Genomic DNA, 22,426 nt, shown 5'->3' with positions numbered 1-22,426 from the left:
TCCCCTTAAGCGCCCTCTCTTGAGCGATGTGTATAGGGTAGTCCGTCAAACCCACGAAAAGGTTCGTAAGAATCTAAAGTTTTTTAGCGAACACCACACACGATCCGTTGACCCGACCGAGCCTCCGCGCTTATTCGCTCGCCTTATGGATACCACTCAACTCAAAACCACCATCGAAGCCGCATGGGATGACCGCACCTCTCTCACGCCAGATACAACGGGGGAACGCCGCGACGCGATCGAAGCCGCTATAATGGGGCTCGACAATGGGTCATTCCGCGTCGCTGAACCCGTCGAGGGTCAGGGGAATGGCGGTTGGGTCGTCCATCAATGGCTCAAGAAAGCCGTGCTGCTTGGGTTTCGATTAGAAGCCAATCAAATCATGCCCGGTGGCCCGGCGAACGGCGCCTGGTTTGACAAAGTCCCAAGCAAGTTTTCTGGCTGGACAGAAGCTGATTTTGCCAGAGCCGGCATTCGCGTTGTTCCGCCTGCCGCCGTCAGGCGCGGCGCCTATATCGCCCCCGGCGCTGTCCTCATGCCCTCTTACGTTAATCTGGGCGCGCGAGTTGGCGAAGGTACGATGATCGACACATGGGCCTCCGTCGGGTCTTGCGCGCAAGTAGGCAAAGACTGCCACATCAGCGCCGGCGCCGGCATTGGCGGTGTATTGGAGCCGTTACAGGCGAACCCCACGATCATTGAAGATGGCTGTTTCATCGGCGCGCGGTCCGAAGTCGTCGAAGGCGTTATCGTCCGCACGGGCGCCGTTCTCGCGATGGGCGTGTTCATTTCCAAATCGACCAAGATTTATAACCGCATGTCTGGCGAGATTAGCTACGGCGAAGTCCCGGCCTATTCTGTTGTTGTGCCCGGCGCACTGCCCTCTAAAGATGGGAGTCACAGTCTGGCCTGTGCCGTGATTGTCAAAACGGTCGATGCGCAAACCCGTGCCAAAACCGGCGTGAATGAGTTGCTGCGAGACTAAACTTAAAGGGACACTATGGCCAAAGACATTCCAGAACTGATGGAAGCGGCCGCCGCACGCGGTTTCACCCTAAATTTTGAGATGATTGAAGACGACGTCATTTGTCGCAAATCGGGCCGAGTTTACACGTCCGAAACCTTCACGCTCATTGAGACCCTACAAAAAGACGCCGGAACAGACCCCGGCGATGAGGCCACATTATTCCTTCTGGAATCTGAAAACGGCGATCGCGGTGTGCTGCTGATCGGCAATCCCGCTCACCTGTCCCCGGCTGAACGCGCCGTTTTAGAGCGGCTCGATCGGACTTAGCGCGCCGCCCAGGCCCGCTCCTCAGCACTAATTCGGATCACCAGCACGGCAGCATTCAGTGCGCCAAAAACCGCCGCCACCTCCCACAGGCCGAGCACGAGCGGCGCGACCATAATCTCGGCTATTACCAACAGGTAGTTCGGATGCGGGACAAGGCCGAACGGGCCTTTGGTCACTTTTGTCTCATCCGGGAGGACAATGATACGTGTGGTCCACCGCGTCCCGAGTGTCCCCAAGATATAGACGCGCAGGATTTGTAACACGGCATAGACCCCGAGCCAGACGTAATTTAGGTATGTGTCGTGGCCCAACCACACCATCGCCAAGATCCAGCTCGTATGGACTGCGACGATCAGCGGGTAATGGCCGGGGGAATGTTCCACCCCGCCGACCGCTTTGAGCCGCTTTGTATTGCGTGTTGCGATCGGAAGTTCGATCAAGCGCTCCACGATGACGTAGGCCATAAAGAGAACGGCCCAAAAATTTATCGACAGCGAAATATCCATAGCTCAGTCTACATAAATCGGGGTGAAAGCGGCGGAAAAGCCGGGGCCGAGAGCGCTCACGAGTAAGGGTTTCCCGGAGCCTTTCGCGTCGCCGCGTTTTAGAATCCGGTCGAGCACAAATAGCACCGTCGGCGCGCTCATATTGCCAAAATCACGCAGCACGTCGCGCTCCACGTCAAGCGAGCCTTCGCCAAGCTCTAATGAAGCTTCGAGAGCCACAACAACTTTGGCGCCGCCCGGATGGCTCACTAGACGCCCGATGGTGTCCCGGGACAGACTCATGCTCTCAAGCGCCGTATCCGTGGCTGCGCGCATCTCTTGCGTGACAAAATCAGGGATCGAGCGGTCAAACACAACGGCCAGCCCGTCTTCATCGACCTCCCACCCCATAATCGGTAATGTGTCGTCCCAGGTCTTGGACGCGCCGCGTCCGATCCGAACATGGGTCTTTTTACCCGAGAGCGCGACCGCCGCCGCACCGTCCCCGAACAGGATCGTCGCGATAATATCCGCCTTCTTGGGGCGCGCTTTGCGAAATGATAATGTGCAGGTTTCGATTACGACAAGCAGTACTTTCGCATCCGGGTTGGCGCACGCGAGTTCGCGTGAAACATTCAATCCCGATACGCCACCCGCGCACCCCAAGCCGAACAGCGGCACGCGCAGACAATCATCGCGAAAGCCCATACGGCCTTTGGCTTGCGCTTCGAGCGTGGGCGTGGCGATCCCTGTTGACGACACAGTAACGAGGATGTCGACGGCGTCGGCGGACCAGTCGGCGTCTGCCAGCGCTTTGGTGGCGGCCTCGACATAGAGGTCGGTCGCGCCCGCCATGTAGCGGCTATTACGGTCGGTCCAGCCGCCCGCATTTTCGAACCAGTCAAACGGCGCCACGGAATAGCGCATTCGCACGCCAGACGTATCAAACACAGGCGCGAGGCGATCAAAGCCCTTAAACCGGGGTCCCAATATTTCGTGCGCCCGGTCACGGACCTCGTCTTGAGGTAAGGCGTGGGGCGGCACGCAGGTCGACAACCCATGGAGATAAACGTTCATCATTGCCTTGATACGCATGAATGACCGTTGACGGATAGGCCTGTCTCCTCACAATGACGCTCACTAGCTGATTATGGAGAGGCGCAATGGCCATCAAAACACGGTTCACTGAGGAATTTGGAATCGAAAAGCCCATCGTTCAAGGGGGCATGCAATGGGTCGGTTACGCCGAAATGGTTGCGCCCGTGGCCGAAGCAGGCTGCCTTGGTTTTCTCACCGCCTTGACCCAGCCGACGCCCGAAGCGTTGGCGAAGGAAATCGCCCGCACCCGCGAAATGACGGACAAGCCCTTCGGTGTGAACATCACCATCTTGCCGACCATCACACCTCCGCCCTACGCCGAATATCGCCAAGCGATCATCGAAGGCGGGATCAAAATTGTCGAAACGGCGGGCTATAAGCCGCAAGAACATGTCGATCATTTCAAGGCCCACGGCATTAAAGTGATCCATAAATGCACCGCTGTTCGTCATGCTTTATCAGCCGAGCGCATGGGCGTGGACGCGATTTCTATCGACGGATTTGAATGTGCGGGCCATCCCGGTGAAGACGATATTCCCGGCATGATCCTCATTCCGGCCGCCGCCAATAAAGTCAAAATTCCGATCCTTGCGTCCGGCGGCATTGCCGATGGGCGCGGGCTTGTGGCGGCATTGGCGCTCGGCGCGGACGGCATCAATATGGGCACACGGTTCTGCGTCACGAAAGAAGCGCCGATTCCGGAAAGCTTTAAGCAGCAAATGGTCGCCAATGACGAGCGGCAAACCGATCTTATCTTCCGCACGCTGCACAATACCGCCCGCGTCATGCGCAATGCGGTGAGCCAGGAAGTCGTCGCGATTGAAAAAGAAGGCGGCGCGAAGTTTGAAGACGTGCAGCACCTCGTCTCTGGCAAACGCGGTCTGGCCGCGATGCGCGACGGCGATACGGACGGCGGCATCTGGTCTGCGGGCCAAGTGCAAGGGCTGATCAACGATATTCCGAGTGTGGCCGAGCTCATCGATCAGATCATGGGCGACGCGGAAGCGATTATTGATAAGCGGCTGCGAGCGATGCGCGGTTAGGTTTCACGCCTCACAAACAACGACCATAAAAAAGCCCCGCACGTGGCGGGGCTCTTGTTTATTTCAGTTCCTGTGGCCGAAGCCCCGGGACGCTTAGTCCCGACCGAACAGGTTCATCAGGATGGTGAACATGTTGATGAAGGCAAGCAAGAGTGAGGCGGCACCGAAGGCGCTATATTTCGCGAGCATCGCTTGATCATTACCCAGCGAGTAATAGATCCGCTTAAGCGTTTGTGTTTCCCACGCGGTGATCACGGCAATCGCAGCCAATGCAACAAAGTTGATGATCATTCCGAATGTTCCGCCGCTAAAGACGCTCAGCGCAGGCACGAACATACCAACAAGTCCGATCAACACGAACGCCATAAACGCCGCAAAGGCGTATTTGACAATGGCGTTGAGGTTAAAGCCCGTTGTGTAACCAAATAGACTAAGCCCGGCGAACATCGCAACCGTCATGAAGAAGATCCGCGCAACGATCATCGGGTCGTACATGAATGCATAAGCAGACATCATCACGCCCATAAAGCCCGCAAAACCGAACAAGAATGTTAGCACGCCCCCCATCGACATGGTGTGCAATTTCTTGCCAACCGCGCCAAAGCCAAAGACGATAATGAGGAACATCGCAATGGCCGTTACTGGGTTATAAACCAGACCGATAAGGGTCGGGTTTGCCAGCATAGCTTGTGCGACAATATAAGCTGTGCCAGCCGTCGTCAGCATCGCCAAAGCCATCCAGCGGTACGTGCCCAGCATAAAAGTTTTCAGGCCGACATCGGTATCGGCATTGCCGCCGATGACGCCATTGTTGTAATCGTTCATTATGAACTCCGTTAAGTGTGGCGGCTTCAGCAACGCTGATGCGTTGGAAGCAGTTGCAATCAATATAGGCTTAAATGACTCAAAATGCCAATGACAAGCGAGTTAGCGTCTGAGAATTTACCTATGATCTCTATAGGCTTAGCCTTTAATCGGCACATCTCACCATAGTATGCCGCCGCTATCAAGGCGCAAGGCGAGTGTGGTGTCAGCCTAAATCTCACTGTAAGACCTCTAGGCGTACGCGGCCTATCGCGTTAAACGAAGCCAGATCTTTCCCCTCTATTCCCCACAGGACGTTTACTTCATGGATATGCGTAAACTCGGCACGACCGATATTGATGTGACCTCGATTTGTCTCGGGACGATGACGTGGGGCCAACAGAACACAGAAGCGCAGGCGCATGAACAACTCAGCTACGCCGTGGACGAGCGCGCGATCAATTTCATCGACACCGCGGAAATGTATCCGGTGCCCACTAAGCGCGAAACTCAAGGCCGAACAGAAGATTATATCGGAACGTGGCTAAAGGCACGTGGCAAGCGCGATGACCTGATTATTGCGACAAAAGTGGCCGGTCGATCCGGCATGGTCTGGACCCGCGATGATAAGGTGTCCCAAACCCGTCATACGGCGGAGCAGATCAACATGGCGGTCGAGAATTCTCTCAAACGGCTACAGACCGACTATATTGATCTCTACCAGCTGCATTGGCCTGACCGCGATATTCCTAGCTTCGGATTTCATTCTTATAAAGATTATGACGAAGACGAGATGGTGCCGCTGCTCGAAATTTTGCAAAGTCTGCAGCGCCATGTCGATAAAGGCAATATCCGCCATATCGGACTGTCCAATGAGAGCGCCTGGGGAACGATGAAATTTCTCCAGATTGCGGAGGCGAACGGTTTACCACGCATGCAATCCAACCAATGCGTCTATTCCTTGATTGCGCGGCGGTTTGATTATGATCGTGCCGAAATAGCGATGCGTGAAAAGGTCGGGCTTTTGGCCTATAGTCCGCTCGGCATGGGCGTTCTAACGGGGAAATATGACGGGGGCGACGTACCGGAAGGTTCGCGCGGAGCGCTTTTCAAAGGCTTTATGGAGAATTACAAAAAGTCGAGCGACAGCTGGATGGACGCGAACAAAACGGCGCAGGCTCTCGGCCTGACACCTACACAGTTTGCGCTGAAATTTGTCGAAAGCCGTGAATTTGTCACCGCGAACATCATTGGCGCCACCTCTATGGCCCAATTGCGCGAAAACATTGACGCGCATAGCATCGTTTGGACAGACGCGATGGAAGCCGAAGCCACGCGTCTCCACGAAACCTATCGCTGCCCGTTAGGGCGCTAAACTGGAGTTTATCCGCGAAAGCCGATGATCTTGTTCGCTGCCATTCGACCGCCATCCGGCGTTATCAAAGCCGTCACACGGCTTCAAAAAGGTGTGCCGGGCGCGCGTTGGAGTAAGCCGGAGAAGCTGCATATTACGGTCGGCTATTTCGGCAACGTGCCCGACGCTTTGGCTGAAGAGTTAGACGCCGAGCTGGCCCGCAGGCCGCTGCCCTCTTTGGAGCTTCATTTGCGCGGCATGAGCCACTTTGGTCGGGCAGAGCCGCACCAGATCCATCTTAGGCTCGACGATAATTTGGGTTTGACGAAACTCCACGCCCATTGCCGCCGCGTGGCGCGCGATTTAATAATTCCAATGGAGGCGCGTGGATTCGTCCCGCACCTCACACTGGCCTATCTCAAACCGTTTCCGGATTTGGAAAAGCTGGCCAAATATGAGCAACGACACGCCCAAACGAACATCGGACCGTTCCTGATTGATCAATTCGGACTTTATTCAAGCTGGCAACAGGCCCGCGGGGCGAACCGCTATGAACTGGAAGCGACCTACCCTTTAATCGGCTAAGCCCTAGCCCGGCGTCAATTTCAACAAGCGGCCGTCATTATCTTCAAGCACATAGAGCGCGCCGTCCGGGCCTTGTTCAACCTCGCGGATGCGTTTGCCCCATTCAAATCGTTCGGCTTCGGTCGCGATGGTGCGACGCATGTCGGTTTTTGACGGCGAGTCGCTAACCGCATCGATTTTATCCGTCTCGAAGACAACTCGAACCAGCGCTTGGCTGGAGAGACCGCCGATAAAGCCGTCACCTTTGAAGTCCGCCATAAGGTCGCCATCATAGATGACAAAGCCGGCCGGGCTGATCGCCGGCACCCAATAGGCGGCCGGGCCTTCGAATACGGGATTTGACGCATGATCTGGAATTTCTTTGCCCGAATAATGATCGCCATTGGACACGACCGGATAGCCATAATTTTCCGTGCGGATGATTCGGTTGAGCTCGTCCCCATGTTTAGGGCCCATCTCGTGAACCCATAATCCGCCGTCCGCGTCAAAATCGATGCCGAGCGGATTGCGGTGGCCGAGCGACCAAATTTGGTTGGTCACGCCGCCTTGTCCCGCGAACGGATTATCGTCAGGAATGGAGCCGTCCGTATTGATCCGAAGAACTTTACCCAGGTTCATATCCATATTTTGCGCGGGCGTGAATTTCTGTCGATCTCCGGACGTAATAAAGAGATGGCCCTGTGGCGAGATGGCGAGGCGGTGACCATAATGACCATTGCCTGTAACTTTCGGATATTGCTGCCAGATCACATCGCGGTCCGACAAAGTCCCGCCGTTTGATGTCAGGCTCAGTTTTGCCCGCTCTACAACAGCGCCCGAGAGATTATCATCATCCGCATCGCGTTCGACGTAGGACAAATAGATCATGCCATTGCTGGCGAAATCCGGATCAATAATAATGTCCCCCAGGCCGCCTTGGCCACGCTCTGTGACCGTCGGCACATTACCAACCCGTGCGATTTTAGCGCCACTAGTACTCAGCAACCACAGTGTCCCGCCTTGTTCTGTGACCAAGGCCCGTCCATCCGGCAAAAACGTCATTGCCCACGCCCCGTCAAACGTCGCGAGCTCTTTCAGGGTCAATGTGGTTCCGGCTGTGCCCGTAACAGACGTCTGGGCGAAGGCCGGGCAGGTCAAGGCGAGGGTTAATGCCAGTGAGGATAAAATCGCGTTCCGCATGGGGGACTCCGTTCTGAATGGTCTGCTGACGCATACACTTAAATGAGGGACGGGTTCCATAAACTCTTGGTGAGCAAGGCCCGCGCGGGCCATTTGGACCCCCCTTGAAATGGCATAAAAAATCGGCCAGAGATGCGCCATCGCGAAGGGAAGCGCATTCTGCGACTCCACTTGGGCTTTAGATCCAAGGGAGAGTAGGACAGAGCGGCCAACTTCATATATCGCGAGGGGAAGCGTCCGATACGATTCTGGATTAACCGGAACGATCATCAGGCGGCCAACTTCAGACATGAAATCCGCGGGGGTTCGCGGGGGAACTGAGGGAGACTCGACCTTATAAGGGTTGGGCAAACATATTCATGACACTTTATCTTATTATCGGCGCGGCGTTAATCGCTGTGCTTTACGGGATTTTGACCCGTGCCAGCCTGATGAAGGCCAGCACCGGCAATGAACGTATGAACGAAATTGCCGGCGCTATTCAAGAAGGCGCGAAAGCCTATCTGAACAAGCAGTATAAAACGATCGCCATTGTGGGCGTTGTCGTGACCATCCTGCTTGCGCTGTTATTTCAAAACCTGATTGCACCTGTCGGCTTCGTCATTGGCGCGGTTCTGTCGGGGATTGCCGGTTATGTCGGCATGCTGGTCTCGGTCCAAGCCAACGTTCGCACGACCGAAGCGTCGCGCACATCGCTGGGGGCTGGCCTGAACATCGCGTTCAAAGCAGGCGCCATCACGGGCATGCTCGTCGCGGGTTTCGCGCTTCTGGGCCTTGCGGTTTATTACATGATCCTGACGGGTCCAATGAATGCGGATGCGCGCGGTGTGATTGATGGTCTGGTGAGCTTGTCTCTCGGCGCGTCATTGATTTCAGTGTTTGCGCGTCTTGGCGGCGGTATTTTCACAAAGGGTGCGGATGTCGGCGGTGACTTGGTCGGTAAGATCGAAGCGGGTATTCCCGAAGATGATCCCCGCAACCCCGCAACCATCGCCGATAATGTTGGCGACAATGTTGGTGACTGTGCTGGTATGGCCGCGGATTTGTTCGAGACTTATGTTGTGACCATTGCGGCCACCATGATCCTCGGCTCCATCCTGTTCCCTACTGCGATTGATTTGATTCTCTATCCTATGGCGATTGGCGGCGCGTGTATCATTACCTCCATCATCGGCACATTCTTCGTCAAGCTTGGCAAAGGATCCACCAATGTGATGGGCGCACTTTATAAAGGGCTGATTGCGACAGGCGTATTGTCCATTGCTGCCATCGCCGCCGTGACGCATTTTCAGATTGGTTTCGATACGATTGAAGCGTCTCGTACCAGTGTTGGCGAGAACACCACTGTTGCCTTTACTGGGTTTGCGTTGTTCCTCTGCGGCATCGTCGGTTTGGTCATCACGGGCCTGATCGTCATGATCACTGAGTATTACACGGGCACAAACTATCGTCCGGTTCGCTCAGTCGCGGAAGCGTCCGAGTCTGGCCACGGTACAAACGTGATTGCGGGTCTCGCTGTTTCAATGGAAGCAACCGCTATTCCGGCGCTCATCATCGTGACAGGGATCATCGTCACCTTTAGCCTTGCGGGTCTTTACGGCATCGCCATCGCTGTCACCTCCATGCTCGGCGTGGCCGGGATGATCGTGGCGCTCGATGCGTTTGGTCCTGTGACGGACAATGCGGGCGGGATTGCCGAAATGGCTCAACTGGATCCGGAAGTTCGCAAGACGACCGATACGTTGGACGCCGTTGGCAATACGACCAAAGCGGTGACCAAAGGTTACGCGATTGGTTCTGCCGGTCTCGGGGCGTTGGTGCTATTCGCGGCCTATTATCAGGATATCCTGTATTTCAGCACACAAGCAGACAGTAAACTGTTTGGCGTTGTCGTCGATTTCAGCCTGACCAACCCTTACGTCATTGTCGGCCTGTTCATCGGTGGATTGCTGCCTTACCTCTTCGGGGCGTGGGCGATGCAATCTGTGGGTCGTGCAGCGACGGCGATTGTCGAAGAAGTCCGTCGTCAGTTCAAATCCGATCCCGGTATCATGGCGGGCACATCCCGTCCTGATTACGCACGGGCGGTTGACCTGCTGACAGGTGCGGCGATCAAAGAAATGATCAAGCCAAGCTTGCTGCCAATCTTGGCGCCAATCGTACTTTACTTCGCGATCTACCTCATTGCCGGCACGGAACAGGCACTCGCCTCACTCGGTGCGATGCTCATGGGTGTGATCGTCACAGGCCTCTTCCTCGCGCTGTCTATGACAGCGGGCGGTGGTGCTTGGGATAATGCCAAGAAGTATATCGAAGACGGCAACCACGGCGGTAAAGGCTCAGAGGCTCACAAAGCCTCGATCACAGGCGATACTGTCGGCGATCCTTACAAGGATACAGCCGGCCCAGCCGTCAATCCGATGATCAAAATCACGAACATCATCGCACTCCTATTGCTGGCCGTCATCGCGCACTAAACGCAACCGACAGCCCCAACACACGAAGGCCGCCCAAGTTGGGCGGCCTTTTTCTTTGCGCGACTAGCGATGGACTGGCATGACGGCAAAATGCACGCACATATTCGAAAACCCACCATGACCCGAATCCTTCTCGCGATCTCTACGGCCTTGATCTTAGCCGCTTGCTCGGGCGGCGCACCAACCGTCGATCTCGCCGACTTGGACGAAACGACCTTGCGCAGTGAACCTGTAATGTTTTCCGTCACGGATGAAGATTCAGAAATCATCCTGTTTGGCACATTTCACATTCTGCCTACGGACATAGAGTGGAAATCACAAACCCTAGCAGACGCGATTGCACGGTCTGATGAAGCTTGGTTCGAGCTGCCTGCAGGCGCACAAGACGATCCGGCTTTGCAGCAACTAACCATGCAATTCGGCATGTCTCAAGACCCCCTCTCAGGCAAGCTGGACGCAGTCACATTGGCGCAACTGGAAACTGAAGCCGAAAAACTCGGCTTGCCAATGGAAGCGCTCAATCAAATGCAGCCTTGGCTCGCATCTGTCACGCTTCCTGTTGTTCAAATGATGGGGGCTGGATTTGATCTGACCGCTGGCGCCGAAGCCATGTTGGAACCCCGCGTAGAATATTTGCCGCGCAAATCCTTTGAGACTGCTGAACAGCAATTGCGTTTCTTTGCTGATATGGACCAGAAGACACAGGTCGATATGCTAAAACTCACTTTAGACGGAATGGAAGAGGGCACAGAATTGATAACCCGCATGGCTCAGAGCTGGGCGACGGGGAGTGTCGATATGCTAGAAGAAGAAGTGATTGCGACTATGAAGCGCGGCGCACCGGATATGTATGCCATTATGTTCACCAACCGTAACATGGCTTGGACGGAACGGTTGACCCAAGAAATCAAGGGCTCTGGTGTTGATTTCGTCGCTGTGGGCGCTGGCCATCTGCTCGGACCGGATAGCGTGCCGGTTATGCTCGCCGCGAAAGGTTATGATGTGCGGGTCTTGACCACAAAAGAATAGGGCCGGACCCTTATTCAGCCAACTGCGCCTCAAACCAATCGCGCGTCTCGGCGCTCGATAGCGCTTCCACCAGCGCCAGTAAGTCCGGCGTCGTCCTCACCCGGTCGATCATCACGCGTTGCATGAAGGTTGCGAACGCCACTTCGCCCATCCGTTGTTCCAACGCTTGCAACACCATCGGCGCGGCGCGGTACATGATGAGATAAGGCGGGCGCTCAGTTAAATCCGGGGACCAGATCGGGGGCAAAGCCTCCCCGGACAACTGCTCTGAATAGCGCGCCATGCGCGCGTCAAACACATCCGTTCCCATCGCATCCCGTATCGCCATATTGGCGAGATAGTCGGCGATCCCTTCATTGATCCAATTTTCTGGACCGCCTGCATTGGCCTTGCTCCAATAATGCGCCAGCTCGTGACAGATAAATTGGTGCAAGCCTTCTTCGTCTTCATTTTCAATATCGGTGAGGGCGATCAATGTGCCGCGCGAGTAGCCACCTTCAGGGCGGTCCGTGACGATAACCGAGGCCTGTGGCAACGGTCCGGCGGGACCGGACAGCGCATTGAGATAGGTGGTGCAGCCTTCCAAAGCGGCGGACAGTTCCGTCATTTTCGCCCCCGGCTCTGTTCGGGCATCATGAATGACATAGCCGTCCGCCATGACTTTGACGCTATTCGACAGAAGTGAGAACGCAATATCGAGTGCGGGCGCGTCCTGCGCGAACCGGTATCCTCGTGGGGTTCGATAAACCGCGCCAACCCCAACAGCCGACCAATCGCCGTCAATTCGGATATTGAGGTCCGCCGTGAGGTCCGTTTCAAACCGCGCATCGAAAGGAAACCAGAAACTATCAACCGTCAGTTCGATCTTATTCGCGTTCAGCGTATTTATCGGGAGGGTCAGTTCTTCGGGGAACAAGGGACCGCCATAGGCAAATTTCACGACCCGATCCGACCCATTCATGGACGGCGTCAAATCAATTGAATAAAGTCGAACCGCGCCATCAAATTGGGGGTCCAAACGTGTTGTCAGCGCTTGCACGCCCGGACCGGACACAATCGCCGTACCGAAGGCAGAATTTAGCGCGAAATCAATCGTATCGAGATCGGGTTCTTTGACGATGACTGTCCACCCTGCGCCCATAGCGCCCGCGTCGGGTTTGAACTCTACGCTACCGATATAGTGCAGAGGGGCGTCATCATACAACGGGGCATCGGCACCGAACGCCGGGGCGTTCAGACACAGCGAGGCCAGCCCCGTTGCCAATAATGTTTGCCAGTTTGGCATGCCCGTCCTTTGCTAACGCGTTGCCTTATCCTTGGGCTTTATCCCAATGGCCTTGTCCCTGCCGCCTTCATGCAGGCAGAGCAAGCCTTATGGTTTCCAAAAAATTAACCCGTAATGAAGGGACGGTCGTATAGTCTGCGCTCTATGACCGCGCCTGACCCTCTTATCACCCGCTCCGCCGCACAAGGCCGCCCTGTTGACCGCATGATCGCAGGATTAGCGACGCTTGGATTCATCGCATCACTGGCCACCAAGCTCTGGTTTTTTATCGGGTTTGCTGAGACAGATCCGGGGTTTTCGCCCGCCAGTTCGGCTTTCTTACTCTCGTTCATGCTCGGCGCGTTCGCGATAATTCCCTGCGCTTTTATCGCACGGCTGGCGTGGACGGCCTGGCGAACCGGGTTTGTCCTGTCCTATGGGGTTTGGTCGCTTCTCCTAAGTCTCCCTTGGGTCGGCCTCGCGCTGATTGCGAGCCGATCCGACTGGATGCCCGGATGGTTGAGCGTTGGGCCGCTGCTGATTGCCCTCCCGACAGCATGTTGGGCGATCGCCTCTATTATTTTGCTGAGTCGAGACAGTTCGGAACGCATCGGTGGTACTGACCGTTAAGTCATAACAGCGAAGCATGATAAGTTGATTGGCCTCATAGGAGCGCCCATCGCTAAGCTAATCATACCTTATCGTCATATTTCATGCAGCGACGGTTCAGGAAGCGCGCGTTATAAGCGCCAATAAGATGAGGAGACATCCGATGACCTTTCATGGAATGACAACCGCTCGACACGCCTTACTCTGTGCCAGCGCGGCCGTACTCGCAGCCTGTGCCACGGCCACCCCCTATCAACCCGCCAGCGAACCCGGCGCTTTTGATGGGTTTTCGCAACAGATGATTGAAAGTGACCGGGCCCGCATCACCTTTGCCGGCAATTCGCTGACCCGTCGCGACACCGTCGAAAATTACATGCTCTACCGCGCGGCAGAAACCGCCGTTGAGCGCGGCTTTGATTGGTTTGAGCTACAAGAACGCGACGTGGAGACCAAAACACGCGTCCGCGTTTCACCGGGACTATCGTCCGGCTATGACCCTTATTTTGGCTATAGTTTTTTCCGCCCCAGCTATGGGTGGTCGAGCGCCTATCGCTATTCACGGTTTAGCGGCTTTCGCAATCGCCGGGGATTTGGCAACCGGGCGTTTTACGATCCCTTCTATGATCCGTTCTTCGATGATGTTGATGTCCGCGAAATCACGAAATACCGCGCCAACGCCGAAGTCCGGTTTGGCAATGGGCCGAAACCCGCGGACCGCAGCAACGCCTTTGACGCGCGTTCTGTCATTGAAAACCTTGGGCCGTCAATCAAGCTACCGGATACGGACGGCTAAAGCTTTCCTCGTCCCTCCAGCTCGACCGGGCCGCTCATAATGACGTGATTGTCGATACCGCGCCAGTGAATCTGGAGCGTGCCGCCATCGACCTCAACCTCGACCATCCGGTCGGTGCGTTTTTGGCGGTGGGCGGCGACGACCGCAGCGCAAGCGCCCGTACCACAGGCTTGGGTCATGCCGACGCCGCGTTCCCACACTTTGAGACGGATTTTACACGGCCCATCAATACGGGCAAAGCCGACATTGACTTGTTCTGGGAACAACGGGTGGAATTCGACCATCGGTCCCGCCAGATGCGGCTTCACCGTAGTGAAATCCTCGACAAAGAAGACACAATGCGGATTGCCCATACTGACCGCGCCCGGATTACTGAGCGTTGGGTTATCAATAGGGCCAAGTTTCACGTCGATATGATGCGTGTGCATCGGCTCTTTGAGCGGAATTTGCGACCAGTCGAGCTTAGGTTCGCCCATATCGACGGCAACCGAGAGCGGCCCTGTCCGGGTGCAGGATAAGAGGGCATCATTGGTTTGCACAACGGCCCTGTCGTCGCCTGTTTCTTCCATCACCAACCACGCCGCGCAGCGAGTCGCGTTGCCGCAGGCATCGACCTCGAACCCTTCACGGTTACGAATTTCCATAAAAATATCTGCGTCAATGGCCTCTGACGGGGTTGGCTTTGGCTGACGCAGAATTATCAGCTGGTCCGCGCCGAGCGGTCCCATCGCTGGCGACCCCGGCTGGCAGATCACTTTCACCTGCGCGTTAGACAAGCTAAAATCCGCGCGTTCGCGCGCGTCAAATACCGCAAAGCGGTTCCCCGCACCGTTCATGATGAGGAAGTTCATCGTCTGTGCCCTTGCCTCACTATCGACGGCGCGCCGCCCAACATTATGTTTTGTCGCTGGTTTGTCATTTTCGTCTATATGGGGGACAATTGATTTGAACGAAACCGCTTCCTGATCGTAGTCCCTTTATGCGCCACTTCATTATCCTGCTTTTTGTCAGTCTCTGTTGGCCGTTATCGGCCTTTGCACAAGACGCACCCATTACGGTCGCGGGCACCCCATCAGATGCGCAAATTACGGCGCGCCTATCCGGTATATACCAACAATTGACGGATACACATGCCGTCACAGTCGCAGTCAACAACAGCGTTGTCACCTTGTCGGGACACGTCGCCAACACTGAAGTGGCGGAACGCGCGATTGCCATAGCCTCTCGAACCGACGGCGTCGTTGCGGTGCAGGACGATATCAACCGCACCTTAGGCGTATCCGATAATGTCTCGCCTTTACTGGCGGAGTTTCGTGATCAGACCTTAGAGTTTATCCGGGCGCTACCGCTGATCGGGGCCGCCTTGATCTCCCTCATCGCCATCATTCTATTCGGGCGGTGGTTATCGCGCCGCAATGCCTTGATTAAACGGTTTGCAAAAAATCCCTTCATGGTCGAGCTCATCGCCAATGCGGTGAATCTTGCTTTCATTATCATCGCCCTGATCGTGGCCCTAAACATTCTCGGCGCGACGGCCTTAATCGGGACAGTGCTTGGCGGGGCCGGGATTATTGGGATCGCGCTCGGCTTTGGTATTCGTGACACGGTTGAGAATTACGTTGCGTCGCTTTTACTGTCGATCCGCCAGCCCTTTCGGGCAAAAGACCATGTCATCATTGATAAGCAAGAAGGCATCGTCGTACGACTCAATACGCGCGCCACGATTCTCATGACGCTTGATGGCAACCATCTACGCATCCCGAACGCCAAAGTTTTTAAAGCCGATATTTTGAATTATTCCACGAACCCCACCCGTCGGTTCAGTTTTGGCGTCGGTGTTGATAGTGCTGATGACCCCGTCGCGGCCATCCGCCTCGGGATTTCGGTCATGGCAAAATTAGACTTCATTCTATCCGATCCAGCACCAAAAGGCATTATCCGCGAGGTTGGCGACAGTTCTATTTTGATCGATTTTTACGGCTGGGTTGACCAACGAGAGACAGATTTCGGGTCCGCCCGTAGTCAGGCTATTCGCGATGTGAAGGACGCGTTGGAAGCCGATGGCTTCTCTCTCCCTGAGCCTATTTACCGGTTAAAAGTTGATGGTGCGATGCCAACCGGACCGACTCCAAGCCAAAGCAAAGAGCCAAAAAAGGATGAGCCCAAAAGCGAAAACATGCACACTCAGGCCGATATGACCATCACTGATAAAGTTGCGAAAGAACGTAAATCCCCTGACGGTCAGACCGATCTACTCGACGATAGCGCCCCGCCGGAATAGCCCGCGCACAAGGTTCGCCTTGTTTTGCTGTGTTGCTACGCTACATCATCTCTAACCCGAATTTCCCGTAGCTTTGGTGGAGACGCATTATGACCTTCAAACCCCTTCTGACAGCAACCGCGATGGCTTTGGTCCTCGCCGCCTGTTCTGACACGAAAGACCCGCAAGTGAGTGACACATCTGAGACAATCGCTTCTATGGCCGACGACTATGTGTCTGTCGTCTATGACACTGACGGACAGCGCGACGAAGACCATTTGTGGCTGGAAGAGGTCGAGGGCGACGCCGCACTGACAACCGTCAAAGCCTGGAACAAACGCTCGCTGGACCGCCTTAAGGCCGATCCGCGCTACGATACGCTTTACAATGACGCGCTGGAAATCCTGCAAAGCAAAGACCGGATCGCCTATGTGTCTTATCGGGGCGGTGCAGCGCATAACTTTTGGCAGGACGAAACCAATGTGCGCGGCGTTTGGCGCAAGACAACCATGGATAGCTACCTCTCCGATAACACAGAGTGGGAAACCGTTTTAGACTTCGATAAGCTCGCAGAAGCCGAAGATAAAAACTGGGTCTATAAAGGCAATAACTGCCTGTCGCCCGATTTTACGATGTGCATGATCAACCTCTCGGACGGCGGCAAAGACGCCGTTGTGCGTCGTGAATTCAACACAGAAACAGGTGAATTCGTCAAAGACGGCTTCGTCACACCGGAATCCAAAGGGACAATCGACTGGGTTGATGCCGACACGATGGTTGTCGCCGTTGATTTCGGGGAAGGCACCATGACCGATAGTGGCTATCCCAGCACAGCCCGTCTCTGGACGCGCGGTCAAGCGCTGGAAGATTCGATTGAAATCGGACGCGGGAATAAAACCGACGTTGGCTACTGGCCGGGCGTGATGGAACTCTCCGATGGTCGCCGTGAAATCATGGTCAGCCAAAGCGAGACGTTTTACGACACGAACAGCTTTTGGTTCCCGCGTAACGCTGATGGCAGCGTCGGCGACGCGGTGAAAATTCCTGTGCCAACCAAATCCAACCTTGGGTCTGAATTCAAAGGGCAGATGTTGCTATCGCTGAATGAAGACTGGCGCGGGTATAAATCCGGCGATCTGGTCAGTTTCGCGTGGGATGATTTCGCTGAGAATGGTGAGATTGACACGTTGCACCTCGTCTATAGCCCTGACGCGAAAAGCTCGATGGGCGGTTACGGCGTGACCAAGGACAAAGTCCTTCTCGCCACAACCACCGACGTGAAAGGATCCGTCCGCGCCTATGATTGGGACGGCAAGACATGGACATCCAAACCGATTTCTTTGCCCGCCAATGGCGCGGCGGGTGTCGGCGGAACCAACAGCAAAGAAAGCATCGCCTTCTTGTCGGCTGAAGACTTCCTCACCCCGGACACACTCTACACAATCGATACATCACAAGCTGATTTGACCCCCGTCGCCGCCAAATCGCTACCGGATTGGTTCGACGCCTCCAACATGGTCAGCGAGCAAAAGTTTGCGACATCCAAAGACGGAACGCAGGTTCCGTATTTTGTCGTTCGCGCCAAAGACACAGTCATGAACGGCAAAAATCCGACCTTGCTTTATGGTTATGGCGGCTTCGAGATTTCGCTCAACCCAAGCTACTCCGCCACACGCGGGAAGCTGTGGCTGGAAAATGGCGGCGTTTACGTGCTCGCCAATATCCGCGGTGGTGGCGAATATGGTCCCAATTGGCACCAAGCGGGGCTAAAAACGGAACGTCAGCGGATTTATGACGATTTTATCGCGGTTGGCGAAGACCTGATTGAAACAGGTCTGACCAGTTCCGATCACCTTGGGATTGAAGGCGGCTCTAATGGCGGCTTGCTCACCGGTGTGATGACGACCCAACGCCCTGATCTGTTCGGTGCGGCAATCATTGCTGTGCCGCTGCTCGATATGCAGCGGTTCCATACGCTGCTCGCGGGCGCAAGTTGGATGGGCGAATTTGGTAATCCTGAAGATCCGGTCGAAGGTAAGTTCCTGCGCCGCATTTCGCCGTACCACAATATCCGTCCGGACGTGGACTACCCCGAAGTCTTCCTCATCACCTCAACCAAGGATGACCGCGTCCACCCGGGCCACGCCCGTAAGTTTGCTAAGCGCATGGAAGACCAAGGCCATGATTTCCTCTATTATGAGAATATCGACGGCGGTCACTCTGCGGCGGCAAACCTGAAGGAAACGGCCAACCGTTTGGCGCTGCAACATGTGTATCTGTTGCAAAAATTGGCGGACGACCAATGATCGGCGTCACAGCGCGCCTTCCGGTTCAAGCCGGCAAGGAAGCGGAATTCGAAGCTGTCTTTGGGGCGCTTGCCGAAAAGGTGAACGCGAATGAGGCTGGCTGTCATCTCTATGAATTGTACCGGACACCCGGGACGCCGGACTATATCGTGCTGGAACGCTACGCCGACCGCGCCGCGCTCGACGCCCACGGCAAGACGGATTATTTCCTTGCCGCACAACCGGCACTTGGCGGTCTCCTAGCCGGAGTGCCAAAAATTGAAGTGTTTGAATCCGTCTAAGCCTTCGGTCCAAAAGACATGAAAAAGGGCGCTCTCTCGGGGGCGCCCTTTTTTGTATCTGCATTAATCTGGATTCTATCGCATTTGACTGCCTTTAGAGCCGCGTCGATTAAAGGCCGAGACCGTATTGGCGCCGTCGCGTTCCATTTGGCACGGGACACACGTCTCCACGCCCGGCAGGGCCGCGCGTCGCCGTTCCGGGATAGGGTCGCCGCATTCGACACAAAACTTCGCGCTTTCACCTTTCGGGAGTCGCGCGGTTGCGTGGCGCACCGCATCTTTGACACTGTCGTCAATCTGATCTTGTATCGCGCCGTCTTTCGACCATCCGCCTGCCATGTGATTTCCTTTGCTCTGTTGATGAATGAACGCATCAAACCGCTCGGAAGTTCACCCCTGTCCGCACAAAGCACTTTCGACTTGCGGTCTGGCCCGCTATTGCCCCGTTTCACGCGCCATTCGAAGATCGCCGCTATGCCCACATACAATCCATCCGAAACCGAACCGAAATGGCAATCCCTATGGGACGACGCCAACGTGTTCACGGCCGATGATCACTCGCCTAAGCCGAAATTCTACGCGCTCGAAATGTTCCCTTATCCGAGCGGCCGTATTCATATGGGCCATGTCCGCAACTATGCGATGGGGGATGTCGTCGCGCGCTATAAACGCGCGCGCGGCTTTGAGGTTTTGCACCCGATGGGCTGGGACGCGTTTGGCATGCCGGCGGAGAATGCGGCGATTGCGACAGGTGGCCATCCGAAAAATTGGACCTACGCCAATATTGAACAGATGAAAGGCCCGATGAAGCGCCTCGGTTTTGCGCTCGATTGGTCCCGTGAATTCGCGACCTGTGACGTCGAGTATTACACCGAGCAGCAGCGCATTTTCCTCAAATTCTGGGACAAAGGCCTCGTCTATTCCAAAACGGCCAAAGTAAATTGGGATCCGGTCGACAATACCGTTCTCGCCAATGAACAAGTCATCGACGGCAAGGGCTGGCGCAGCGGCGCTGTCGTCGAGCAGCGCGACATGCAGCAGTGGTTTTATAAGATCACAGAATATGCGGAAGAATTGCTGAAGGGTTTGGACACGCTCGACCGCTGGCCCGAGAAAGTTCGGACGATGCAGGCGAATTGGATCGGGAAGTCTGAGGGGCTTCAGATGCGGTTTGAGGCCGCGAGTGATTCTGATGCTGACATAGAAACTTTCACAACCCGTCCTGATACACTCTTTGGGGCGAGCTTCATTGCACTCTCTTCTGACCATCCTTTGACGAAACAATTGGCTGAGACCAGACCTGCACTAGACGCGTTTCGCGCCGAATGCGCCAAGATCGGCACGTCCGAAGAAGCCATCGCACTAGCGCCTAAGCTCGGCATCGATACAGGCCTGCGGGTCAAACACCCGTTTACAGGCGAGACACTTCCCGTTTGGGTCGCGAACTTTGTCCTGATGGGCTACGGCACGGGCGCTGTTTTCGGTTGTCCGGCACATGATCAACGCGATTTGGATTTCGCGCGCAAATACGACTTGAGTGTCACTCCCGTAGTTCTACCTGACGGCGAAGACGCGGCGACTTATACGGTCGAAAACGACGCCTACACTGGCGAAGGCACGCTGTTTCATTCCGCGAGCGAAACGATTGTCTTGAATGGCCTCTCCAAGGATGAGGGTATTTCCGCCGCCATTTCCAAGATTGAAGAGATGGGCCTCGGCAAGGGTACAACCCAATATCGCTTGCGCGACTGGGGCGTGAGCCGACAGCGTTATTGGGGGTGCCCCATTCCGGTGATTCATTGCGACGACTGCGGCGCCGTGCCTGTGCCGGAAGAGCAGCTGCCCGTCGAACTGCCCTATGATCACATTGACCTAACCATTCCCGGCAATCCGCTCGACCGTCACCCGACGTTCAAACACATTGATTGCCCAAAATGCGGCAACGCCGCGACGCGCGAGACCGATACGCTCGACACATTTGGCGATAGCAGCTGGTATTTTGCCCGTTTCGCTGGACCAAAGGGCTCACCGTTCGACAAAGCGGCGGCATCCGCCTGGTTGCCCGTCGATCAATATGTCGGCGGCGTGGAACATGCGGTGTTGCACTTGCTCTACTCACGCTTCTTCACCCGCGGTCTGCGCGATTGCGGCTTGCTTGACCTGCCAAACGGCGAGCCGTTCGCGGGCTTGTTCACCCAAGGCATGGTCACACACGCGACGTATAATATTGGCAAAGATGCGTCCGGAAAAATGGAATGGGTCGTGCCTGCTGACGTCACGGACAAAGACGGCAAGCTGATCCATATGCCGACCGGCAAAGCTGTGACCCAAGGCGACGTCATCAAGATGTCCAAGTCCAAGAAAAACACGGTCGACCCCAACGACATCATTGAAACCTACGGCGCAGACGTCGCCCGCTGGTTCGTGCTGTCCGACAGTCCGCCCGAACGGGACGTTGAATGGAGTGAAGACGGCGTGCGCGGCGCATGGAATTTTCAGAAAAAAGTCTGGCGCATTGTCGAAGCCACGGACGCGTCCGAGCATGCCCCGACCGTTTTAGCGACAGACGCCAAGGGAGACGCCCTCGCTTTGCGCCGCTCAGCCCATAAAGCGCTTGAAAAGCTCACCGTCGGGATTGAAGCTTTCCGCTTCAACACCTCCGTCGCGCAGATTTATGAGCTGACCAACGCCCTGCTGAAATATAACGGACAAGATGCGGCCCGCATGGAAGCGCTCGGCATTTTGATCCGCGCGATTGCGCCGTTCATGCCGCATTTGGCCGAAGAATGTTGGGAACAGTTGGGCGGCGTAGGCCTCATTGCGACTGCGCAGTGGCCAGACGTTGATCCGGCGATGCTGATTGAGGATGAAGTGGTCATGCCCATACAGATCAATGGTAAACGCCGCGCCGAAATTTCTGTCGCGAAAGACATGCCCAAAGACGAGATTGAAGCCCTCGCCATGGCGGAGCCCAATATTGCCAAGACATTAGAGGGGCTGACTATCCGAAAGGTCATTGTTGTTCCTGGCCGGATTGTGAATATAGTCGCACAATGAAACAGTTATTCACCGCTACAGCCTTTGCGCTCTCTATCCCCCTTGTCGGTTGTGCAGGCTTTCAGCCCATGCACGGCACACAATCGGCCCAAACGGCCTTTTCTGACATGTCTGTCACGGTTAGCGACGGCAAAGACGAAGGCGACCGGGAGGCGGGCTATCTGATCCGTCAGCGATTGGCAGACCGGATCAGTGCGCCCGAGAAACCCACATACCAACTCTTAATCGAGCCCACAGCCCAACGGATCGGCCTCGGCTTAACCAGCGGCGATTTCGCTTCACGCTACGACCGTCTCGTCAGCGCGAAATGGACGCTTCGGAAAAGCGAGGACGGAGCCATCGTTGCGAGAGGCCAAACCCAAAGCACGGCGACCTATTCGGCGGATCGTGACCCCTATCGTCTACAATCCACATCGAATGAAGCGACAGACCGGGCCGCCCGGGAGTTAGCCGATAAACTCCTGACAGAAGTCGCGCTTGAATTGGCCGAACTCCCGACTTTATAATG

At 55.6% G+C, this 22,426-nt stretch carries 21 protein-coding genes; 14 read left to right on the top strand and 7 right to left on the bottom strand.

Features of this window, described 5'->3' with window-relative positions:
• Nucleotides 1-145: 145 nt before the first annotated feature.
• The gene (gene dapD / locus IE105_RS03785; protein WP_189495578.1) at nucleotides 146-985 is read left to right on the top strand and encodes a 2,3,4,5-tetrahydropyridine-2,6-dicarboxylate N-succinyltransferase; all 840 of its coding nucleotides are present in this window, start codon (nucleotides 146-148) and stop codon (nucleotides 983-985) included.
• Nucleotides 986-1,000: 15 nt separating this feature from the next.
• Nucleotides 1,001-1,294, top strand: coding sequence for a hypothetical protein (locus tag IE105_RS03780; RefSeq protein WP_189495576.1), 294 nt, complete (start codon nucleotides 1,001-1,003; stop codon nucleotides 1,292-1,294).
• On the opposite strand, the gene IE105_RS03775 is transcribed toward IE105_RS03780, so the two are convergent.
• Nucleotides 1,291-1,800: an isoprenylcysteine carboxyl methyltransferase family protein gene (locus IE105_RS03775; RefSeq protein WP_189495574.1), complete on the bottom strand. Its 510-nt coding sequence runs from the start codon at nucleotides 1,798-1,800 to the stop codon at nucleotides 1,291-1,293. The two genes, IE105_RS03780 and IE105_RS03775, sit on opposite strands and share 4 nt — an antisense overlap.
• Nucleotides 1,801-1,803: 3 nt before the next feature.
• Nucleotides 1,804-2,874 carry a type III polyketide synthase gene (locus tag IE105_RS03770; RefSeq protein ID WP_233353973.1) on the bottom strand — a complete coding sequence of 357 codons (1,071 nt, stop codon included), beginning with the start codon at nucleotides 2,872-2,874 and terminating at the stop codon, nucleotides 1,804-1,806.
• Nucleotides 2,875-2,942: 68 nt separating this feature from the next.
• Here IE105_RS03770 and IE105_RS03765 point away from each other — a divergent pair, with 68 nt between their 5' ends.
• Nucleotides 2,943-3,920, top strand: a complete 978-nt coding sequence (locus IE105_RS03765; RefSeq protein ID WP_189495572.1) for an NAD(P)H-dependent flavin oxidoreductase — start codon at nucleotides 2,943-2,945, stop codon at nucleotides 3,918-3,920.
• A 93-nt stretch (nucleotides 3,921-4,013) separates the two neighbouring features.
• Here the strand turns inward: IE105_RS03765 and IE105_RS03760 are convergent, their stop codons facing one another.
• Nucleotides 4,014-4,745, bottom strand: a complete 732-nt coding sequence (locus tag IE105_RS03760; protein WP_189495570.1) for a Bax inhibitor-1/YccA family protein — start codon at nucleotides 4,743-4,745, stop codon at nucleotides 4,014-4,016.
• Between the two features lie 304 nt (nucleotides 4,746-5,049).
• On the opposite strand from IE105_RS03760, the gene IE105_RS03755 reads away from it, so the two are divergent.
• Both IE105_RS03755 and thpR read left to right on the top strand, forming a co-directional pair.
• Nucleotides 5,050-6,099, top strand: a complete 1,050-nt coding sequence (locus IE105_RS03755; protein ID WP_189495562.1) for an aldo/keto reductase — start codon at nucleotides 5,050-5,052, stop codon at nucleotides 6,097-6,099.
• Nucleotides 6,100-6,129: 30 nt separating this feature from the next.
• On the top strand, nucleotides 6,130-6,663 hold the full coding sequence (gene thpR, locus IE105_RS03750; RefSeq protein ID WP_189495560.1) for an RNA 2',3'-cyclic phosphodiesterase: 534 nt from the start codon (nucleotides 6,130-6,132) through the stop codon (nucleotides 6,661-6,663).
• Between the two features lie 3 nt (nucleotides 6,664-6,666).
• Here thpR and IE105_RS03745 read toward each other — a convergent pair whose 3' ends face one another.
• A complete protein-coding gene (locus IE105_RS03745) occupies nucleotides 6,667-7,842 on the bottom strand; it encodes a PQQ-dependent sugar dehydrogenase (protein WP_189495558.1) in 1,176 nt (391 codons plus the stop codon).
• A 359-nt stretch (nucleotides 7,843-8,201) separates the two neighbouring features.
• Here IE105_RS03745 and IE105_RS03740 point away from each other — a divergent pair, with 359 nt between their 5' ends.
• Nucleotides 8,202-10,319, top strand: coding sequence for a sodium-translocating pyrophosphatase (locus IE105_RS03740; protein ID WP_189495556.1), 2,118 nt, complete (start codon nucleotides 8,202-8,204; stop codon nucleotides 10,317-10,319).
• Nucleotides 10,320-10,436: 117 nt separating this feature from the next.
• The gene (locus IE105_RS03735) at nucleotides 10,437-11,348 is read left to right on the top strand and encodes a TraB/GumN family protein (RefSeq protein WP_189495554.1); all 912 of its coding nucleotides are present in this window, start codon (nucleotides 10,437-10,439) and stop codon (nucleotides 11,346-11,348) included.
• A gap of 10 nt (nucleotides 11,349-11,358) precedes the next feature.
• Here IE105_RS03735 and IE105_RS03730 read toward each other — a convergent pair whose 3' ends face one another.
• A complete protein-coding gene (locus IE105_RS03730; RefSeq protein WP_189495552.1) occupies nucleotides 11,359-12,633 on the bottom strand; it encodes a M1 aminopeptidase family protein in 1,275 nt (424 codons plus the stop codon).
• 144 nt (nucleotides 12,634-12,777) lie between these two features.
• Between IE105_RS03730 and IE105_RS03725 the strand changes: the two genes are divergently transcribed.
• Nucleotides 12,778-13,242 carry a hypothetical protein gene (locus IE105_RS03725; RefSeq protein ID WP_189495550.1) on the top strand — a complete coding sequence of 155 codons (465 nt, stop codon included), beginning with the start codon at nucleotides 12,778-12,780 and terminating at the stop codon, nucleotides 13,240-13,242.
• A gap of 142 nt (nucleotides 13,243-13,384) precedes the next feature.
• Nucleotides 13,385-14,014 (top strand): CC0125/CC1285 family lipoprotein, encoded by a 630-nt coding sequence (locus tag IE105_RS03720; RefSeq protein ID WP_189495548.1) that lies wholly within the window; start codon nucleotides 13,385-13,387, stop codon nucleotides 14,012-14,014.
• Here IE105_RS03720 and dapF read toward each other — a convergent pair.
• The gene (gene dapF / locus IE105_RS03715) at nucleotides 14,011-14,865 is read right to left on the bottom strand and encodes a diaminopimelate epimerase (protein ID WP_189495546.1); all 855 of its coding nucleotides are present in this window, start codon (nucleotides 14,863-14,865) and stop codon (nucleotides 14,011-14,013) included. The genes IE105_RS03720 and dapF overlap by 4 nt on opposite strands.
• A 128-nt stretch (nucleotides 14,866-14,993) precedes the next feature.
• On the opposite strand from dapF, the gene IE105_RS03710 reads away from it, so the two are divergent.
• From IE105_RS03710 to IE105_RS03700, 3 genes are all read left to right on the top strand, one after another.
• Nucleotides 14,994-16,295: a mechanosensitive ion channel family protein gene (locus IE105_RS03710; RefSeq protein WP_189495544.1), complete on the top strand. Its 1,302-nt coding sequence runs from the start codon at nucleotides 14,994-14,996 to the stop codon at nucleotides 16,293-16,295.
• 89 nt (nucleotides 16,296-16,384) lie between these two features.
• Nucleotides 16,385-18,580 carry a prolyl oligopeptidase family serine peptidase gene (locus IE105_RS03705; RefSeq protein ID WP_189495542.1) on the top strand — a complete coding sequence of 732 codons (2,196 nt, stop codon included), beginning with the start codon at nucleotides 16,385-16,387 and terminating at the stop codon, nucleotides 18,578-18,580.
• Nucleotides 18,577-18,861: a putative quinol monooxygenase gene (locus IE105_RS03700; protein ID WP_189495540.1), complete on the top strand. Its 285-nt coding sequence runs from the start codon at nucleotides 18,577-18,579 to the stop codon at nucleotides 18,859-18,861. The genes IE105_RS03705 and IE105_RS03700 overlap by 4 nt, the downstream gene beginning before the upstream one ends.
• Before the next feature lie 75 nt (nucleotides 18,862-18,936).
• Here the strand turns inward: IE105_RS03700 and IE105_RS03695 are convergent, their stop codons facing one another.
• Complete coding sequence (locus IE105_RS03695; RefSeq protein WP_189495538.1) at nucleotides 18,937-19,200, bottom strand: DksA/TraR family C4-type zinc finger protein; 264 nt, start codon at nucleotides 19,198-19,200, stop codon at nucleotides 18,937-18,939.
• Between the two features lie 135 nt (nucleotides 19,201-19,335).
• Between IE105_RS03695 and leuS the strand changes: the two genes are divergently transcribed.
• Together leuS and lptE are read left to right on the top strand one after the other, a co-directional pair.
• A complete protein-coding gene (leuS, locus tag IE105_RS03690; RefSeq protein ID WP_189495755.1) occupies nucleotides 19,336-21,918 on the top strand; it encodes a leucine--tRNA ligase in 2,583 nt (860 codons plus the stop codon).
• Nucleotides 21,915-22,424 carry an LPS assembly lipoprotein LptE gene (gene lptE / locus IE105_RS03685; protein ID WP_189495537.1) on the top strand — a complete coding sequence of 170 codons (510 nt, stop codon included), beginning with the start codon at nucleotides 21,915-21,917 and terminating at the stop codon, nucleotides 22,422-22,424. The genes leuS and lptE overlap by 4 nt, the downstream gene beginning before the upstream one ends.
• Nucleotides 22,425-22,426 lie beyond the last annotated feature (2 nt).

It is taken from the genome of Algimonas arctica, assembly GCF_014652695.1.
Taxonomy (GTDB): domain Bacteria; phylum Pseudomonadota; class Alphaproteobacteria; order Caulobacterales; family Maricaulaceae; genus Litorimonas; species Litorimonas arctica.
Note: the sequence above shows the minus strand (reverse complement) of the source record. Positions and strands in the feature narration are given on the sequence as shown.

What these genes read in the sequence shown, in the direction of transcription:
- IE105_RS03760 (WP_189495570.1), bottom strand. Translation starts at nt 4,745, where the DNA reads ATGAACGATTACAACAATGGCGTCATCGGCGGCAATGCCGATACCGAT.
- IE105_RS03770 (WP_233353973.1), bottom strand. Translation starts at nt 2,874, where the DNA reads ATGCGTATCAAGGCAATGATGAACGTTTATCTCCATGGGTTGTCGACC.
- IE105_RS03730 (WP_189495552.1), bottom strand. Translation starts at nt 12,633, where the DNA reads ATGCCAAACTGGCAAACATTATTGGCAACGGGGCTGGCCTCGCTGTGT.
- dapD (WP_189495578.1), top strand. Translation starts at nt 146, where the DNA reads ATGGATACCACTCAACTCAAAACCACCATCGAAGCCGCATGGGATGAC.
- IE105_RS03735 (WP_189495554.1), top strand. Translation starts at nt 10,437, where the DNA reads ATGACCCGAATCCTTCTCGCGATCTCTACGGCCTTGATCTTAGCCGCT.
- IE105_RS03700 (WP_189495540.1), top strand. Translation starts at nt 18,577, where the DNA reads ATGATCGGCGTCACAGCGCGCCTTCCGGTTCAAGCCGGCAAGGAAGCG.
- IE105_RS03705 (WP_189495542.1), top strand. Translation starts at nt 16,385, where the DNA reads ATGACCTTCAAACCCCTTCTGACAGCAACCGCGATGGCTTTGGTCCTC.
- IE105_RS03765 (WP_189495572.1), top strand. Translation starts at nt 2,943, where the DNA reads ATGGCCATCAAAACACGGTTCACTGAGGAATTTGGAATCGAAAAGCCC.
- leuS (WP_189495755.1), top strand. Translation starts at nt 19,336, where the DNA reads ATGCCCACATACAATCCATCCGAAACCGAACCGAAATGGCAATCCCTA.
- IE105_RS03780 (WP_189495576.1), top strand. Translation starts at nt 1,001, where the DNA reads ATGGCCAAAGACATTCCAGAACTGATGGAAGCGGCCGCCGCACGCGGT.
- IE105_RS03755 (WP_189495562.1), top strand. Translation starts at nt 5,050, where the DNA reads ATGGATATGCGTAAACTCGGCACGACCGATATTGATGTGACCTCGATT.
- lptE (WP_189495537.1), top strand. Translation starts at nt 21,915, where the DNA reads ATGAAACAGTTATTCACCGCTACAGCCTTTGCGCTCTCTATCCCCCTT.
- IE105_RS03720 (WP_189495548.1), top strand. Translation starts at nt 13,385, where the DNA reads ATGACCTTTCATGGAATGACAACCGCTCGACACGCCTTACTCTGTGCC.
- IE105_RS03725 (WP_189495550.1), top strand. Translation starts at nt 12,778, where the DNA reads ATGACCGCGCCTGACCCTCTTATCACCCGCTCCGCCGCACAAGGCCGC.
- IE105_RS03695 (WP_189495538.1), bottom strand. Translation starts at nt 19,200, where the DNA reads ATGGCAGGCGGATGGTCGAAAGACGGCGCGATACAAGATCAGATTGAC.
- dapF (WP_189495546.1), bottom strand. Translation starts at nt 14,865, where the DNA reads ATGAACTTCCTCATCATGAACGGTGCGGGGAACCGCTTTGCGGTATTT.
- IE105_RS03740 (WP_189495556.1), top strand. Translation starts at nt 8,202, where the DNA reads ATGACACTTTATCTTATTATCGGCGCGGCGTTAATCGCTGTGCTTTAC.
- IE105_RS03775 (WP_189495574.1), bottom strand. Translation starts at nt 1,800, where the DNA reads ATGGATATTTCGCTGTCGATAAATTTTTGGGCCGTTCTCTTTATGGCC.
- IE105_RS03710 (WP_189495544.1), top strand. Translation starts at nt 14,994, where the DNA reads ATGCGCCACTTCATTATCCTGCTTTTTGTCAGTCTCTGTTGGCCGTTA.
- IE105_RS03745 (WP_189495558.1), bottom strand. Translation starts at nt 7,842, where the DNA reads ATGCGGAACGCGATTTTATCCTCACTGGCATTAACCCTCGCCTTGACC.